This is a genomic window from Oribacterium sinus, from assembly GCF_963537195.1.
Lineage (GTDB): Bacteria > Bacillota > Clostridia > Lachnospirales > Lachnospiraceae > Oribacterium > Oribacterium sinus_A.
This window is the reverse complement of the sequence record NZ_CAUTEG010000046.1, coordinates 1-17,628: the sequence shown is the minus strand read 5'-3', so window position 1 is coordinate 17,628 and position 17,628 is coordinate 1. Positions and strand designations below refer to the sequence as shown.

General features: G+C 43.4%; 10 protein-coding genes. 8 read left to right on the top strand and 2 right to left on the bottom strand.

All coding sequences use genetic code 11. The features are described 5' to 3' along the window. The first annotated feature begins 296 nt into the window (after positions 1-296). From ilvD to RYL27_RS06620, 6 genes are all read left to right on the top strand, one after another. Positions 297-1,973, top strand: a complete 1,677-nt coding sequence (gene ilvD / locus RYL27_RS06645; protein WP_314966073.1) for a dihydroxy-acid dehydratase — start codon at positions 297-299, stop codon at positions 1,971-1,973. 519 nt (positions 1,974-2,492) lie between these two features. Beyond that, on the top strand, positions 2,493-5,003 hold the full coding sequence (locus tag RYL27_RS06640; RefSeq protein WP_314966071.1) for a bifunctional diguanylate cyclase/phosphodiesterase: 2,511 nt from the start codon (positions 2,493-2,495) through the stop codon (positions 5,001-5,003). 15 nt (positions 5,004-5,018) lie between these two features. After that, positions 5,019-5,471 (top strand): YhcH/YjgK/YiaL family protein, encoded by a 453-nt coding sequence (locus RYL27_RS06635; protein ID WP_314966069.1) that lies wholly within the window; start codon positions 5,019-5,021, stop codon positions 5,469-5,471. 326 nt (positions 5,472-5,797) lie between these two features. Beyond that, on the top strand, positions 5,798-8,233 hold the full coding sequence (locus tag RYL27_RS06630; protein ID WP_314966066.1) for a Cna B-type domain-containing protein: 2,436 nt from the start codon (positions 5,798-5,800) through the stop codon (positions 8,231-8,233). Positions 8,234-8,501: 268 nt separating this feature from the next. Further along, a complete protein-coding gene (locus tag RYL27_RS06625) occupies positions 8,502-10,988 on the top strand; it encodes a Cna B-type domain-containing protein (protein WP_308579843.1) in 2,487 nt (828 codons plus the stop codon). Positions 10,989-11,226: 238 nt separating this feature from the next. Next, positions 11,227-12,837, top strand: coding sequence for a potassium/proton antiporter (locus tag RYL27_RS06620; protein WP_314966063.1), 1,611 nt, complete (start codon positions 11,227-11,229; stop codon positions 12,835-12,837). Positions 12,838-12,919: 82 nt separating this feature from the next. Here RYL27_RS06620 and RYL27_RS06615 read toward each other — a convergent pair whose 3' ends face one another. Both RYL27_RS06615 and RYL27_RS06610 read right to left on the bottom strand, forming a co-directional pair. Continuing rightward, positions 12,920-13,639 (bottom strand): pseudouridine synthase, encoded by a 720-nt coding sequence (locus tag RYL27_RS06615; protein WP_314966061.1) that lies wholly within the window; start codon positions 13,637-13,639, stop codon positions 12,920-12,922. Between the two features lie 114 nt (positions 13,640-13,753). Beyond that, on the bottom strand, positions 13,754-14,899 hold the full coding sequence (locus RYL27_RS06610; protein ID WP_314966059.1) for a DUF4317 domain-containing protein: 1,146 nt from the start codon (positions 14,897-14,899) through the stop codon (positions 13,754-13,756). A gap of 141 nt (positions 14,900-15,040) precedes the next feature. Between RYL27_RS06610 and RYL27_RS06605 the strand changes: the two genes are divergently transcribed. Both RYL27_RS06605 and RYL27_RS06600 read left to right on the top strand, forming a co-directional pair. Continuing rightward, positions 15,041-16,486, top strand: a complete 1,446-nt coding sequence (locus RYL27_RS06605) for a polysaccharide deacetylase family protein (protein ID WP_314668426.1) — start codon at positions 15,041-15,043, stop codon at positions 16,484-16,486. A 179-nt stretch (positions 16,487-16,665) separates the two neighbouring features. Continuing rightward, on the top strand, positions 16,666-17,628 hold a 963-nt coding region (locus RYL27_RS06600; RefSeq protein WP_314966057.1), incomplete at its 3' end, for a tetratricopeptide repeat protein.

The following is a 17,628-nucleotide window of genomic DNA, read 5'->3' as shown; positions in this document are numbered from 1 at the left end:
AAAGTGTGATAAGTCCAGTTTTTATGCGGATAACTAGATTTTTATGCTATTTTTACATTAAAATATTTAGAAAAAATTCATGGAAAACTCAAAAAAAATATCAGTTCAAAGCTGTGAATAAGGTATAATGAAAAGGTTTTTATGGAAAAAGCATGTTTGGACAAAAAACTGTTTGTCCGGTGAAAGTGCTTTGAATAGTTGTGCAACGAAAGAATATACCATGGTTAAGGGAATAAGCTTAAAAATTCATGTGGTATAAACTTGTAGATGTAGAAGAACTGTAGTAAGGAGAGTCTATGAATAGTGAGCATGTGAGAGAAGGGGTACAGTCTGCACCTCATAGAAGTTTATTTAATGCCTTGGGTTATACTAAGGAAGAGATGAAGAAGCCAATGATTGGTGTGGTTTGTTCTTATAACGAAATCGTACCGGGACATATTAATCTGGATAAAATTGCGGAAGCGGTAAAGATGGGTATTGCGGAAGCCGGCGGTATGCCGGTGGAGTTCCCGGCTATTGCGGTTTGTGACGGTATTGCCATGGGTCATACCGGTATGAAGTATTCCCTGGTAACCAGAGACTTGATTGCGGATTCCACGGAATGTATGGCCAGAGCTCACCAGTTTGACGGTTTGGTGATGATTCCCAACTGTGATAAGAATGTTCCCGGCCTATTGATGGCAGCAGCCAGAGTGAATATTCCTACTGTTTTCGTATCCGGCGGCCCTATGCTTGCAGGAAAAGTAAGGGGAGAGAAGCGTTCTCTTTCTTCTATGTTTGAGGCAGTGGGAGAGTATGAGGCAGGAAAGATCGGCATGGAGGAACTGAAGCTCTATGAGGAAAATGTTTGCCCTACCTGTGGATCCTGCTCCGGTATGTATACCGCAAACTCCATGAACTGCTTAACAGAGGTTATCGGTATGGGACTTCCCGGAAACGGAACCATTCCTGCGGTTTACTCTGCTCGTATTCGTTTGGCAAAGATGGCGGGCTATGCCATCATGGATATGATTGAGAAAAATATTCGCCCCAGAAACATTATGACAGAGGCGGCATTCCGAAATGCCTTAACGGTAGATATGGCGTTGGGATGTTCCACTAATACTATGCTTCACCTGCCTGCCATTGCCCATGAATGCGGCATTGAGTTAAAGGTGGAAAATGCCAATGAAATCTCTGCAAAGACTCCGAATCTTTGTCATTTGGCTCCCGCAGGCTATGCCTATATGGAGGACTTGAACGAAGCCGGCGGAGTGTATGCGGTGATGAAGGAGCTGTCTAAGAAGAATCTTTTGGATCTTTCCGGCATTACTGTTACCGGAAAGACTATGGAGGAAAATATTGCTCATGCCAGAAATAAGGATGAGGAGATTATTCGTCCTATTGATAAGCCCTTTATGCCTATTGGAGGTATTGCAGTGCTGAAGGGAAATCTGGCTCCGGATACCGGAGTGGTAAAGCGTTCCGCAGTGGCTCCGGAAATGATGGTGCATGAGGGACCTGCCAGAGTATTTGACTGCGAAGAAGATGCGATTGCTGCTATCAAGGGAGGAAAGATTAATCCCGGAGATGTGGTGGTCATCCGCTACGAAGGTCCTAAGGGTGGACCCGGAATGAGAGAGATGCTGAATCCGACCTCTGCCATTGTGGGTATGGGCTTGGGCAGTACCGTGGCTCTGATTACAGACGGTCGTTTCTCCGGCGCTTCCCGTGGCGCTGCTATCGGACACGTTTCTCCTGAGGCAGCTGTGGGTGGCCCCATTGCTTTGATTGAAGAGGGAGATATTATTTCCATAGATATTCCAAATTACAGCTTAAATGTAAAGCTTAGTGATGAGGAGCTGGAGAAGAGAAGAAAAGCTTGGAAGCCGAAGAAGAGACCGGATCTGGATGGATATCTGGTTCGTTACCGTGCACTGGTTACCAGCGGAAACCGCGGAGCGATTTTAGAGCTTCCAAAGGACTGGGAATAAAGAGATAAGCGAATCTATTGCAAAGAATTGTGAATAAAGAGATGAGTGAATCTATTACAAAGAATTGGGAATAAAGAGATGAGCGAATCTATTACAAAGAATAAAAATAGAGCGGAAGAGAGATGGATGTATAGCTTCCTGTGAGGAATAGAAGCATAGAAAACAAATAAGTTTTAAGGAATTCACTAAAAATTGTATTTTATAAATACGATTCCTCTAAATTTCCTTTCCATGGATTGTAATATTGAAAATATTGAGTAAAATAAGTAGGGTTTGCCTTTTCTCTAAGGTAAACCCTATTTCTTTCCTTTTTTTGGTGGCATATACTAAAAAATTGCATGAAAGAATAAATAGTATTTGCTGAAAATCAAAAAGTTTTTTATGGAGATTTCCTAAAAAATCAAATAAATAGGAAGTATTATAGATTTTACGTAGCCAGAGGAATCATTTTACGTTAGAATAATGAGATTAAGAATTTTGTAAGGAAACGATAAGCCTGTAAGGAGGACCGCGGCACAGATGGGAGATAAGGAACGAAATAAAATTATTCGTTTTGCTTTGCTTTTGGCAAGCTTTCTTTGTCTGCTTCTTTTTGTGTTCTTAACTTTTTTTGCATGGCAGAATTTTTTTAGTCAGAAGCCGAAGGAATGGAAGGAGTGGAAGGAGAGCGATGAGAGCTATATGCTCCCGGAGAAAAAGAATATTCTTTTTCTGAGCTCCTATGATACTTCTTCTCCGCTTTTTGCCAGTGAGCTGGAGGGAATGGAATCCATCATTAATCAATCCAATATTCACCTGGATACCATCAACATGGATTTCCAACACTTTGGACATGATAAGGATATCGAGGCGATTTATACCTTTGTACAAACCCGTTTGGAGAATAGAGAAAAGCCCTATGACGGGGTTTTGGTGGGAGACGATCGGGCTCTGGATTTTGTTCTGGAAAAGCAGGAGGAGCTTTTTCCGGATATCCCCATCATTTTCTTCAGCATCAGCAATCAGGAACTGGCAAAGAATGCGGCTAAAAATCCCAAGATTTCAGGATATTACAGTCCTTCCTTTTTAAAAGATACTTTAAGCTTGGCTGCTTCCCTGCAAATGGGAGCGGACACCATTATGGTGCTTTATGACAATACCTATTGGGGAAATCAAGCTAAGGAAGAGTTTTTCTCCTTGCAACGAAGCTTTTCCTCCTATCGTTTTGCCGGCCTTAATTTTTCTCAGATGAAAAAAGAGGAGTTTCTGGAAGCCATTGAAAAATTAGATGAAAAAAGTATTGTGCTTTATATTTCTACCACATTGGATGAGGACGGCAATTACTACCCGGGCAATCAGGCTAGGAAAATGATTTTGTCCAGAGCCAATGTTCCGGTGTATAGCTATGGCATGTTGGATAATGTAAGGGGATTTTTGGCCGGAAGAGCACCGGACATAAAACAAATGGCCAAGGATGCCAGCCTTTTGATGATGGATGTGTTATCAGGCAAGAAGGATGTGGAGAAAACCTCAGCGGAAGAAGATAGCCCGGGAAAGCTTGTGGTGGATAATCGAGTTCTTAGTGCTTACCATCTTTCCAAAGCACGGCTTCCTAAGAACGTTGTCTTGGAAGATACGCCTCAGCAATGGATTATGCGCTATGCCCGCTTTTTATTTATCGCCGCCTTTCCGTTACTGGCGGTATGCATGATTGCCGTTTACTTCCTCATGAGCCGTTTGCACAGTAAGAAGGTTCTGCAGGAATTGGAAGAGAAGAATGAGAGCCTCTTGCTGGCAAAGGATGATTTGGAGCATAAATTAAGCTATGACTTACTGACGGAGCTTTTGAACCGTCAAACCGCATTGGCAAGGCTTACGGATTATATTGGAGACAGTAAAGATTACTCCTGTGTTTTAGTGGACATTGATAATTTAAAAGAGTTAAATGAATCCAGAGGCTATGATACGGGAGACTTATATCTGGTGGCTGTAGCAAACCGGCTTCGTCGTTTTGAAAAGGATCATGGCGTCATTCTTTCCCGTTACGGGGGAGATGAGTTTATGATTATTTTCCCCAGAAAATGTTTGCAGGAGGATTCACCGGAGCTGGCGGAAATCCTTTCCATCTTCCGAAGGGCAATTACCGTAGGAGAAGAGACGGTATATATGAATGCTTCGGGAGGAGTAGCCTCTTCCATAGGCGGGGAAAGTCCCCGGACGATTGTAATGTACGCCGGGCTGGCCATGAGCTTTGCAAAACGGAAGGGAAAAAACCGTTTGGTATTCTATAGTGAGGAGCTTCGATACAAAAAAGAAAAAATCAGTCAAATTTTGAAGATTGTGGAGAATGCTATTCAGGAGAATTCCTTCTATATGGTATATCAGCCCCAGGTAGACTGTAAGACCAGAAAAGTAGTAGGCTTTGAATCCCTTATGCGTATTCGAAATGAGGATTGCTCTCCGGATCAGTTTATTCCTGTGGCAGAAAGCTATGGCTATATTGCCAAGCTGGGAAAGATTGCGGTGGAACAGGTTATAAGACAGCTGGCCAAGTGGAAGGAAGAGGGGCATGCTCTTTGCCCAATCTCCATTAACTTCAGCAGTTATCAGATTTATGATGATGACTTTGTGGAATATCTTTTTTACCAGCTGGATCGTTATGAAATTCCTCATGAATACGTGGTTTTGGAAATCACCGAGGGAATTCTTTTTGAGGAGAGTAAGCAGACCAAGAAAATCTTTAATCGTCTGGTGGAAGCCGGAATTCAACTGCATTTGGATGACTTCGGAACCGGCTACAGCAGCTTTAGTTACCTGCCCTATATTCCTTTGAATACGGTGAAAATGGATAAGTCCTTAATCGATCATTTCCTGCCGAACAATGGAGACGTGATTCGGAACCTGATTGACATTGTTCATGACTTGGGAAAGGTTGTTATCGTAGAAGGTGTGGAGGATGAGTGGCAGTACGAAAAACTCCTGGAGTATCAATGTGATATTATTCAAGGCTATCTTTTTGGCGGGCCTTTACAGGCGGGAGAAATTCCTTAAGGAGGAAAATAGAAAATGGTATTTCAGAATTTAAAAAATCATGACAAGTACGATTTATCCAATGAACGTTTCCAAGCGGCGTTTCAGTTTTTAAAAAGAGAAGATTTAGGGCAACTGGAAGACGGAAACTATCCTATTTTGGGAGAGGAGGTCTTTGCCATGGTGCAAAGCTTTGAAACGGCTTTAGAGAAAGACCGGCGTTTTGAAGCCCATGACATTTACTTTGATATCCAGAATCTCCTGGAAGGAGAGGAAAGAATCGATGTGCTAGCCCGTTCTTCCTGTGAGGTTACAGAGAATCCGGAGGGGAAGGATATCTGCTTTTTAGAGCCGAAGGGGGAATTTTCTCAAATGCTTTTACAAGCAGGGGATTACCTCATCCTTTCCCCGGAAGAGGCCCACAGACCGGCGGTTGCGGTACATAATCCCATGTCATGCAGGAAAGTTGTCGTTAAGGTAAAGCTGTAATTCTTTTTGAAATAAAAAAAGAAGAAATAGAAACTAAATTCTAAAAAAAGTATAAATTAAATTCTTCCTAAAGTAAGAAGAATGTGAGAAAAATGTTCATTTTCGGAAAGGGAAGAAACATAAAAGGATAAAAAAGAAGTGAAAAAACTTAAGAATGAAAATTCCAATCTTCTTTATACGGTTTTCCCATTTTTCGTCCTCTTACAGCAGAAAATTCCAAGAATCAAGCCTTGTAAGGATGTCTTGTTTTTTTGAAAAGCTGTGGTAGAATACATTAGCTATTGTTTAAGTATTAATTTTTAAATCATTATGAAGGAGTAGAAGACATGAAGCGTAAAAGAAAGCTGTTAGCGATCTTGATGGCCGTGGCTATGGCTTGGCAGGGAGTATCCTTTGCAAATGCAGATGAGCTTACTTTCCCGGCATCCCCAAGTACGGTGACAAGCGGTACGGAAACCGGCAGTCAGGGTAGCCCCTCGGAAGAAGATATCCGAGCTGAACAGGCGAAACAGGAAGCAGCAAGACAGGCCGCTGCCAGTGCAATTAATGCAACCACCGGTAAAGCTATCAACGTAAACGCTAGTGCCGTTTATGTGAATAAGGATAACTCTGCAGCATATAATAATGAAGGAATCGACAACTATGCGCAATTTGGTGTAAGTGTGGATTTTACCGTACCGGAGGGACAGAGCCCAAAGGCGGGAGATACGACCACCTTCCAGTTGTCCGATTCTTTAAGAATTCAAAAATCAGACAACTTCGATATTAAAGATGGGGATCAGGTCGTAGCAAAGGCTAGCATTGATGCGGCAAATAGAACCGTTACCTTGACTTATACAAATTATGTAGAGCAGAGAAGTGATATTAAAGGAAAGTTCTGGCTTTCTCTTCAGGTTAACTCCGATAAGGAGACAGAAGCCAAGCAGCTTAGCACTTCTATAAAGGTTAACAACACTTCCAATTTGGCGATTGCCGGTTCCATCAATTATACCGGTATCACAAAAGATAGTGATTTTGATTTGGTAAAGGATTCCTGGCAAAATTTCGTAGAGGAAACCGATGCGGCCGGAAACAAGGTATACTTAATTCGTTACCGCGTTTTGGTAAATGTTGGAGCAAGAACCAATATTACTTTAAAGGATACTTTGGGAGAGGGAGCATTTTCCTACTACAGCAGTGATGAACATCCCGTATCCATTCGTAAGGGCGTTTGGCAGAGAGGACAGTATGTCAACGGAAACTGGGTTGCTGATGAAGTAAACGGTAAGAACTTTGACATTCGTAATTCTCAGAAGACAGGCCCTGCTACCCAGAGCACAGCACTGGAAGCACAGTATAAAGCTGCTGTAGGCAAGAAGACCTTTACTTTAAATCTTGGAAATACAACTGCCAATGAAGGCTTTGAAATTGTTTACTATGCAAAGGTTGACGGAAAGCCTGTAACAAACTTTAATTATCACAATGAGGTTGAATTGGATTCTGACGGAAACGGTGGAAAGCCGTTGAAGAAGGAATACAATGTTAATGTACAGAGCGCAGGAGGCGAAGCTTCCGGTGACACCTTTAAGATTAAGTTAAAGAAGGTTAATGAAGATCAGAAGGCCTTGGCCGGTGCGGTATTCAGTGTCAGCAACAGTGAGGGAGCTGAGGTGGGTAAATTAACCACTGATGCAAACGGAGAAGCTATTCTTTCCGGCTTGTTAAGAGGAGACTATACCGTTAAGGAGATTCAGGCTCCTGCAGGATATATTTTATCCGATGACAGCTATAGTGTAAAAGCGGATATGTTCGATGTGGCTAAGGTTGCAAGCCTTACCGTTGTAAACAATAAGGCGGAAGCAAAGAGAAATCTCTATGTTACCAAGAAGTGGGTAGATGCAGGAGATAAGGCACAAAGCAGACCGAAGCAGGTAACTGTAGAGCTTCTTCGTAACGGAGAGGTTATCGGCGTAACGCAGGAGTTAAGCCAGGCAAATGCTTGGAAGACTTCCTTCTCCGACCTTCCAAAGTATGACGAAAACAGTAAGGCTTACAGCTATACCATTCGTGAAAAAGCAGTGGAGGGATATGCTCCGGCTATTTCCGGAACACAGGAGCTTGGCTTTACCTTAACCAATACCATCAGCAATAAGATTTCCATTCCTGTTACCAAGGTATGGAGCGGAAAGGGAGATCATCCCTCATCCGTAACCGTTCGTCTCTTAGCAGACGGAAAGGAAATTGCTAAGCAGGATCTTTACGCCAACAATAACTGGCAGTACACCTTTACCAATCTGGAGAGAAGCAAGAATGGTAAGGAGATTCAATATACCGTTACAGAGGATGCGGTAGCAGGCTATACCACCAAGATTAGCGGAGATGCTGCTACAGGCTATCTCAATGTAATTACCAATACTAAAGTTAGCCAGGATCCTAACGCTCCGGGTAATAAGGGCGGAGGAAACGGTGGCGGAAATGGCGGCGGAACTCCAAGCAGAAGCAATAACCGTGGAGGAAGTAATAAACCCAATACTCCCGGATCTGTATTGGATGCTTCCAGAGAGCCGGGCGGCAGCCAGGATAAGGCTCAGGGCAAGAACGGTTCCGTATTAAACGCCAGCAGAAACAAGAAGGCTGACGGTTCCGTATTGGATGCATCTCGTTCCACATCTACCGGCGACAACAGCAGAGCCCTTCAGTATCTTGCATTATTTGCAACTACCGGAGTAGGACTTTTCGCTTGGGTATTGGCCGAGAAGAAAAGAAAGAAAACTGAGAAGTAAAACGCAGTTTTCGCCCCATGAAAATGGCAGGAAGCATAATTACTATGCAGGAAGCATAAAGGAAAAACCGTCTAAGATTTCTTAGGCGGTTTTTTCATAGTGCAAATAATTATTCATAACGAGTATCGTGCGCAAAGCGTGCGATATCTCGTTTAAAATTGCTGTATTAATTCTTTAAAAAAACTTATTTTTTCACCTTGAAATTTTAAGAAAATATGCTAGAATAGCGAGTGACGCTAAAATTAAGTATTTTTTAAGGAGAAGAAATATGAAAGCTAAGAGACAGATTTTGTCCCTTTTGCTGGTTCTTTTAATGGTATGGCAGGGATTTTCCTATGCCAATGCCGAAACCGGTACTAGCGGGGGAACAACTGTAGTGGCAAGCGGAAGTACAGGGACTGGTACAGAAGCTTCAGTAGCAAGCAGCAGCACAATTTCCGGAGCCGGCACCGGAAGCACAAGCGGAAAGGCAATTGAAAATGCTTTATCCGATGTAGAACTGTTTGTAGACGGAAAGGCTCTGAAGGAGGGTAGCAGTTTTGCCAACTATCAGAGTATGCAATTTAAAGCCACCATCAAAGTTCAGGGCTTAAGTATTCAGGAGGGAGACTATATCTCTATTCAGCTTCCCAAAGAATTAAAGTCCTCCGACTTGAGCTTTAATATTCCGGGAGATAACGGAAAGATTCTGGCTAAGGGAGAGTATAATCAGGCGACCAAGGAAATGCGCATTGTGTTTACCAAGGACGCTGAACATTACAGCGGTACGGACGGTAGTGTATTTTTTAATACGGAAATCGACAAGGAAGTCGTAAAAGCCGATACCAAAACTCCACTGGAACTTAAGGTAAACGGAAAGACCGTAATTAATTACAATGTGGGCTACCAGATTATCGGTAAGGAAAATCCTGTCAGCTTTTGGAAGAGTCGTGACAGAAAGCTGGTTGAACTGGTAGACCAGGACGGAAATACCCATTACTTGATTCATTACACGGTTTCCCTTGATGCTCGACATATCGAGAAGGTACAGGGGGCTACGGATTATGAGAATGTTGTTTTCACCGATACCCTGCAAAGTGATGCGCTTAGCTATTTTGATGTAAAGCATCATTTTACGGATGCAAATCTTAAGCAGTCCGATATTGACACTTATGCTCCTATCTTAAGAACGGGAATCTGGCGTTCCGGACAGTGGCAGAACGGTGTTTGGGTAAGTGCTCCGGATGATACGGATGCGAATCGGGGTCCATTCTGGAGTCTTCGTGACAAGCAGAATAATACAGCAGAATCCTCCAAAGACTTTTTTACTCCGAAGTATTCTGCGGATGGACGAAGCTTTACCTATACTATCGGAAAGCTGAATCCGGATGACGGCTTCTTCTTCAGCTATTATGTTGAGATTAATGAAGCATTTAAAAATGGCACTATTTATAAAAATCAGGCAAAGCTTACCGGTGACGGAATTGTCAGCAGAGAGCAGATTAGAGATTTTGAAGTTAGCGAAGCCGGCGGTTTCTTAAACGGAAAAACCTTCAGCCTTCAGGTTAAGAAAGTTGGAGATGACGGGGAAGCTCTGCAGGGCGCTAAGTTTACTTTAGTTAATCCTAAGACTAAATATACCAAGACCATTGTGACCGATGAGAACGGTATTGCGAAGTTGGATAATGTTTTCAAAGCCGACTATGTATTGACCGAGGTGGAGGCTCCGGAAGGCTACGAGTTGGATTCCACACCTCGCACCATCAGCAAAGAGGATTTTGAGAATTCCATTGCAAAGGGTGCTACCGTGGAAGTGGAAATGCTGAATAAGAAGAAGGAAATTCTTGCCAAGAAAACCAATCTTTCTGTAAAGAAGGAATGGGTATTGGATCCGGCTCTTGCGACCAATAAGCCTGAAAAGGTAGTGGTATCCGTTTTAAAGAACGGTGTGAAGGATGAGAATCTTACAGTAGAGTTATCAGCAGCCAACGGCTGGAAGGCAAGCTTCTCCAATCTTCCCAAGCAGGATGCCAATGGAAAGGAAATTGTTTATACGGTTTCCGAAGAGGAAGTAGCAGGCTTTAAGGCGGCTATTTCCGGATCGGAAAAGACAGGATTCACCATCAGCAACTATAACGGTTCCAGAGTGGTAATTCCTGTGACCAAGATTTGGCAGGGTAAGGGTCCACACCCCGACCATTTGAACGTACAGCTTTTTGCTAACGGAGAGAAGGTAGCTACTTATACCTTGAACAAGGCTAACGGTTGGCAGCACAGCTTTGATATGCCAAAGCTTGATGCAAACGGTAAAGAAATCCGTTATACCGTTACTGAGGATAGCGTTGCCGGCTATACAGCAACAACACAGAGCAATCCTGCTACCGGCTATGTCAATGTATTTGTAAATAAGAAAAATGACGATACTCCTACCCCCAATGGTGGAGGTGGCAGAAATGGTGGCGGCGGAAACGGCGGAGGAAACTCCCCCAGCCCAAGTCCTTCACAGCCAAATCCAAGAGGTGGAGATGTATTGAATGCGAACCGTACACCTGCAGGAAATCCGGATGTAATCACTGCGGATGGAGCTGTACTTGGTGCAGAGAGAAATGCACAGCAGAATGCTGAGCCGGGTGCTGTTCTGGGCGCTGATCGTGGACAGACCAAAACCGGAGACAGCAGTGCAATGCTTCTGTACTTTGCACTCTTTAGCTTAACCGGACTGGGCTTTGCTACAGCGCTGGTTTACGGCAAAAAGAGAAAGACCGTGAAGAGATAATATAAAATTATTTAAGAAGGGTCTGTAAAAAATCATTTGATTTTTTGCAGACCCTTCTTTTTTTGTGCTCTACAATGGCTTTCTCTTTTTGCCCTATAACGCTCTTTTGGATTCCGCTCTATGCGCTTTGTTAAAAATATGTTAAAATAACATTTCAACAATTTTGTATCTTTTTAGTGAATAAATAGCTTTTGAACAAATAGACTGTAATAGAGTAGATAGTAGGGGAGGAGTGATTATGGAGGGAAATCTGAATCAAATGCTATTGATGTGGGGAATCGTCATTTTCTTCAGCGTGTTTTTGAAAAAGCTCTCTGTAAGAATGGGCCTTCCCATGCTTTTGGCCTTCCTTTTTTTAGGCATCGTCTTCGGTAGTGACGGTGTTTTTAAAATTCCTTTTGAAAACTATTCTTTGGCTGAAAATATTTGCAGCTTCGGTTTGATATTTATTATGTTCTCCGGCGGCTTTGGAACCAGCTGGAAGGAGGCAAAGCATGTTTCCAAGGAAGCGGTAGTCTTATCCACTTTGGGCGTAGTACTAACGGCGGTGGTTGTAGGGCTTTTCTGTATGTTAGCGTTTAACTTAAGCTTTTCCTGGGGGCTATTGCTGGGCTCTGTAATTGGCTCTACCGATGCGGCCTCCGTCTTTTCCATTCTGCGTTCTCGAAAACTGAATTTAAAGGATAGAACAGCCTCCTTACTGGAGTTTGAATCCGGAAGTAACGATCCCATGTCCTATATGATGACCCTGATATCCATGCTGATGATTCAGGGAAACTTATCCTTCGGACAGATGCTCGGTATGCTTTTTGCCCAGGTTTTCTGGGGATTATCGGTGGGCTTTGTGGTGGCGCTCCTTACCCAGTATCTAATGCGAAAGGTGGATGTTTCCGGGGATGGCTTTGATTTTGTTTTTGTATTGGGTTCGGCAGTGACTGCGTATTCCCTTTCCTCCGTACTGGGGGGGAACGGTTATCTTTCTGTTTATCTTACCGGGATTATTCTGGGAAATGGAAAAATCAAAGAAAAGAAGGAGATGGTGTCCTTCTTTGACGGCTTAACGGGACTGATGCAGTTAGTGATTTTCTTTTTGCTGGGGCTGTTATCCCAGCCTTCAGAGCTTCCTCATGTGGCGTTTCAGGGCTTGATTATTTTCTTTTTCCTGACCTTTATTGCCAGACCTCTTTCCGTATTCCTGCTTATGAGATTCTTCCCCTCCTCTAAAAATCGAAATTTCCTTATTTCCTTTGCGGGACTTCGAGGAGCGGCTTCCATTGTATTTGCAATTTTAGCGGTGGAAAGCTTGGGAAGCGGAGACTTTTTGTTCCATCTGGTATTTTTTATCGTGATTCTATCGATTCTCTTTCAGGGGAGCTTTTTACCGAAAATGGCAGGACGCTTGGATATGATTGATGACCAAAGCGACGTTATGAAGACCTTTACGGACTATACGGAGCAAAAGCCGGTGCAGTTTATTGAGTTTATCATTCCTGAAGGGCATCATTGGGCGGGGCAGTTGATTAAGGATATAATTACGCCGCCGGACACCCCTATCATTTTGGTGGAAAGAAATGGAGAAAAAGAATTACCAAGGGGAGATACGAAGATACAGGTGGGAGACCGGGTGGTTATCGGTTCTGCCAAGTCTACCATGGCCTCGGACTTGGATATCGTTGAGCTGGAGGTAGACAGGGACAGTGTTTATGCCAATAAAACCATTGCAGAAATCCCAAGAGATGAGATGGCCAGAGTGCTTTTGATTGAAAGAGGTAAGGAAATCGTGATTCCTAATGGGAACACTACCATTGCAGTGGGAGATATTCTGGTGCTCTACAGATTGAATGAGTGATGGACTTTGAAAGCGGTTTTTTTCGAATATGCTTAAAAACCTTTCTATATCATAAGCTTAAAAAGGCTTCTATATCATTGGCCTAAAAACAGTTCTTCAGTGCCTGTACTTCTTCCTCCTGAAGCTTACGGTATTCCCCGGGGGCAAGTGCGGGATCTAAATGCAGTGGTCCCATGGAAAGTCTTTGGAGCTTTGTAACCACATAATCCGGAGACAGGGCCAGAAACATTTTTTTGATTTGATGGAATTTTCCTTCCATAATAATGACTTCCACGCGGCTCCCTTCGTCAGTGGAAGATAGGCAACGGGCTTTTGCAGGCATGGCAATTAAATCCGTATCGTATTGGATGCCTTGTCTTAAGCGATCCAATTCCTCTTCGGAGATTTTGCCGGGGATTTCCACCAAATATTTTTTTTCAATATGCATTTTCGGAGAAAGCAGTTTATGGGCTAAGGCACCGTCATTCATAATCAAAAGAAGGCCCTCGCTGTCCTTATCCAAGCGCCCTACGGGAAAGAGGTCTTTTCTGTGTATATCGGAAAAGAGATCCAGGACGGTTTTTTGTTTTCTATCCTCGGTGGAGGAAAGCACCCCCACAGGTTTATTCATCATGTAATAGGAGAACTCTTCATAATGAATAGGTTCGTCTTTATACACAATCTCGGAATCTCCGGGCTGAACCTCCATGCTTGGATCCTTCACAATCTCACCGTCAATGCGAACCAGCCCCTTGCGAATTTCTCGTTTTAATACGGAACGGCTTTCTACCCCCATGTCTGAAAGATATTTATCCAGTCTCAACTTTGTCCCCCATCCGGAAGGAGAAATTCAGCTGAAGCCTTCTCCTTCTCTTTATTCATAACGAGTATCGCTCGCAAAGCGTGGGATATCTCGTTTATCTTTTCGCTTTTTCTTTTATTGCTCTTCTTTTTCCGCAAGTCGTCTTCGTATGGAAATGCCGTTGCATTCCAGATTGTCGGAAATAGGTAGCAAGAGATATTCTTTTCCGTCAATGATTCTACTTTCCAAAATTGCGGAAACTTCATTTTTAATCCTTAAATGCACATTGTCCGAATCCAAACGAAGGGTGGAATCTGCCAGGTTTTCCAGAAACAGACTCTCGTTTTTTTCTCCCAGTTCTTCATCATACAGGGATGAGAAGTTCAGCAACTGTTCTTCTGTGGCTCCGGCCTTCTCCAAAAGTGCCTTTACCTGGTTCTTTGGAAGGCTTTGTTCCCGCTCCTCTTCATTTTCCTTATTCTGTAATTCGGCAAGCTCTTCTTGAAGAAGCCGAACGTTTTCAAAGGTGCAGTCCTCCTGCAAAATCTCTTCTACCAGCTTGGAAAAACAATTTTTTTGCTGCTTTTCTCCCATGGGAAGGGGAGTGCCGAAGAGGGTTTCCGGAAGGCTGTCCAGACTATCCTCTCTTTTTTTGCAGCGATACAATAGCTCGTGGATATCACAGCCTCGATCATGAAAGGCGGGATAGAGGAAGGAAATCTCCGGCTTTTGAACGACGAAGTCTTCGGAACGGCTGATAAAGGAATCACTCTGCTGATCAAAGCAAAGACCTTCCTTCAGAAGACTTACCGGACAAAGGGCAAAAAGGAGGAAGGAATAAACATTTTCGGAAGCATCCTCCAGGACCAAACCGTCAGTGGTCTTTTTAGGTACGTCATAAACCCCATGGGCCAGAAGCAGAAGATGCTTTCCGGGAATGGGATAGTCCTTTCGAACTTTCTCAAAAAAAGCATCATAAAGAGCTTCCTCTTTCAGCTCGGATTGTAAAAGCTGATAGAGCTCCTGCTGTTTGCCCCCTTCATTTTCTTCCTCCAATGGGAAGGCCAGGGTATAGAGGTTTCTTCCAAGCTTACCGGAGAGAGATTGCTTAAAAAGCTCGCAATATTTAAATAATTCCTTATCCTCCAAGGCATAGAAGGAGTCGGAGAAACGAGAAATAACTTCTCCCTCTTCATTTACAAAGCAACTGACCATACGGTCAATACGACAATCTTCCTTTTTGAAACACTTTTTAACTTCCGCGATTCCTTTTTTATCCATGCTGTACTCCTTTTTCTTCTCGGCTAGTATTCTAATAAAAATGCTTCGGATTAACAAGTCTTAAAAAACTCTTCCTTTTTTTTGGAAAAAACTGTGGTATAGTAAGGAGGAAATGGCAGAATTGAAAAAGAAGGGTTAATCATGGCGGACAAGAGAAATATAGACAGCGGAGAGAGAAAATTTCGGAATCGAAGCGATAAATATAGAGCGGAACGACAGAGCAAGCTAAGCAGCGGTGCAAAGAGAAGGAGCAGCAGCGGTAATAGGATTCCTCGAAGCTTGACGGAAGAGGAGAGACGGGAATATAGAAGAAGAAAGGCAAGAATCAAGAAGAGAAGAGAGGCAGTGAGAAATGTCCGGATACTTTTTGCTTGTGTAGCCTTGGTGTTTATGTTCCTGGTCTTCAAGGCCTTTGCCGGAATTGTACATTTTATTGAGAAGAGCAGAACGGAGCAAAAAGGGGCTATTGAGACGGTAGCGGAAAGCTCCATTGCAGAGGATCTTTCGGAAGAAAGCGGAGAAGGGCAGGAAAGTGCTTCGGAAACCGTGGAAAGTGCCAGTGAAGACAACGGTCTTGTGTTATCCGGAGGAAGATACATCGATCCCACCAAACCCATGGTGGCTTTGACCTTCGATGACGGACCGGATGTTCAGGTGGACAGCATTTTGATGGATGAACTGGAGAAGGTAAATGGAAGATCTACCTTCTTTGTTGTGGGACAGCGAGTGGAAAAGTTCCCGGAGGATATCAAGAACACTGTGGAGCGTGGCCATGAGGTGGGCAATCACTCTTATGATCATGATATTCATTTAAGTAAAAAAGGTGTGGACTATATCCGGAATGAGTTCGATAAGACGGATCAGGCGGTTCAAAATGCCTCCGGCGTTGCTCCCGCATTGGTACGTCTTCCCGGCGGAAATTACACGGCAGACGTGAAAACAGCTGTAAGCAAACCTCTGATTTTCTGGTCTATTGATACGGAGGACTGGCGTTCTCGGGACGCGGAAAAAACCAAGCAGATTGTATTGAGTCAGGTAAAGGATGGGGATATTGTGTTGATGCATGCCCTATACCTGTCTACGGCTGAGGCCTGCAAGGCGATTATTCCGGAATTGACAGCCAGAGGATATCAGCTGGTTACCGTTTCGGAGATGATTCGTTTCCGCGGTCAGGATGTTGCCGGAGGAAACGGTATACAGTATAAGCATTTCCCGCCTGTGGCAACGGAAACACAGGCTGCAAGTACGGAAAGCAGCGTTTCCGTGGTACAAAGCTCGGCAAGTACCCAATCCGCCGGTACTTCAGCTACAAAGTCCGCAGAGACTAAGGCGAAAAGCAGTACGGAGAGTACAAAAAGCAAGAAGAGTAGTAGTGAAAGCAGTTCTTCCACGAAGAAAAGCAACACAAGCTCTACCAAGGAGAGTACAAAAACCACTAAGGAAAGCACGAAGTCTACGAAGGAAAGCACAAGCGCTACTACTGCCCAGACAACGGCGGAAAGAAATCCCGCAACCGCAGCGCCGGAAACTTCAGCTCTTGCTCCGGCGAATTTTAACGGAGCGATTGATGCGGAGGATCCTCATTAGAAGAGAGATTCAAAGCGATAATAATTATTTTAGAAAAACCCTCTTTTGCTAAGGAGGGTTTTTTGTTATAATAGTTCGGATTATTATTCATAACGAGTATCGCTCGCAAAGCGTGCGATATCTCGTTTAAACGGTTGCTACGGTTTACGCTGAAGCAACGCGTTCAAAAGGAAAAGTTTATGGATTTTAGCGGATATGAAAAGGAAATACAAGATCTATCCCTACTAATAGAAAAACAATATACCTTATTTGATGAGGGGATTTTTCACAGCTTAGGATACCTTCTTGGAATGGCGGAAAAATTAGATGATGAATCTTTAAAGGGCTATGTGTACTATCAGTTGGCTGATGCATACTATAGCTTTCATTTTGATGTGGATCAAATGCAGCTTTATCTTTCCAAAGCCATTAAATCTCAGCAGGAAGTACAGGATTTTTCTCTTTTGACCCGTTCTCATAATCTCTTGGGCATTACGGAGTTTTTGCGTGGAAACTTCGCTCTGGCACTAGATTATTATATGACGGCCTTAAAGTATTATGAGCAGATGGAAGAAGCGGATAACAGCCTCAGCGGTATTGTGAAATCCAATATTGCAAGACTTTACTTTAGCCTAAATGACTATGATCATGGCCGCTACTATGCTGAGGAAGCCTTGTATGACATTAGTGGGACTACCGTAGATGGCGGGTATGTTTCCAATATGATGAGCATTTACATCTTCCTGGGAAATATCTATTTAAGCAGAAGCCGGGATGTACAGGCGGCAAGAGCCTGCCTGGATTCCGTTCTAACCCTGGCAAAGAATTCCCCCTATACGGGAGAGCTGCTGTCCGGCATCGACATTTTAAGCTTTTCTATTCGTCTTGCCCATTACGAGGATAAAATATCGGAGCGGGATCTTTTGATTCGACGTTTTGTGGATCGGGCGGTAATGACGGCTCTTCGTACGCATATGATTGAGGATGTGTGCGATTTGGCGGATTTCTTTTTGGAAATTGATAAGTTTAAGGAATGTCATAAGGTTTTACATCTTCTGGAGGGAAAGCTTTTGGAAATCAATCTTCCGGAATTGCAGAAACGCTTTTTGGAATCCAAGCTTCGGTATTTTGACAAGATTTCCGATGAGAAATCCAGAAATGAG

Excerpts from the sequence above, each read along its gene's own strand:
- RYL27_RS06610 (WP_314966059.1), bottom strand. The coding sequence starts at position 14,899 with ATGGATAAAAAAGGAATCGCGGAAGTTAAAAAGTGTTTCAAAAAGGAA.
- RYL27_RS06605 (WP_314668426.1), top strand. The coding sequence starts at position 15,041 with ATGGCGGACAAGAGAAATATAGACAGCGGAGAGAGAAAATTTCGGAAT.
- RYL27_RS06635 (WP_314966069.1), top strand. The coding sequence starts at position 5,019 with ATGGTATTTCAGAATTTAAAAAATCATGACAAGTACGATTTATCCAAT.
- RYL27_RS06640 (WP_314966071.1), top strand. The coding sequence starts at position 2,493 with ATGGGAGATAAGGAACGAAATAAAATTATTCGTTTTGCTTTGCTTTTG.
- ilvD (WP_314966073.1), top strand. The coding sequence starts at position 297 with ATGAATAGTGAGCATGTGAGAGAAGGGGTACAGTCTGCACCTCATAGA.
- RYL27_RS06625 (WP_308579843.1), top strand. The coding sequence starts at position 8,502 with ATGAAAGCTAAGAGACAGATTTTGTCCCTTTTGCTGGTTCTTTTAATG.
- RYL27_RS06620 (WP_314966063.1), top strand. The coding sequence starts at position 11,227 with ATGGAGGGAAATCTGAATCAAATGCTATTGATGTGGGGAATCGTCATT.
- RYL27_RS06630 (WP_314966066.1), top strand. The coding sequence starts at position 5,798 with ATGAAGCGTAAAAGAAAGCTGTTAGCGATCTTGATGGCCGTGGCTATG.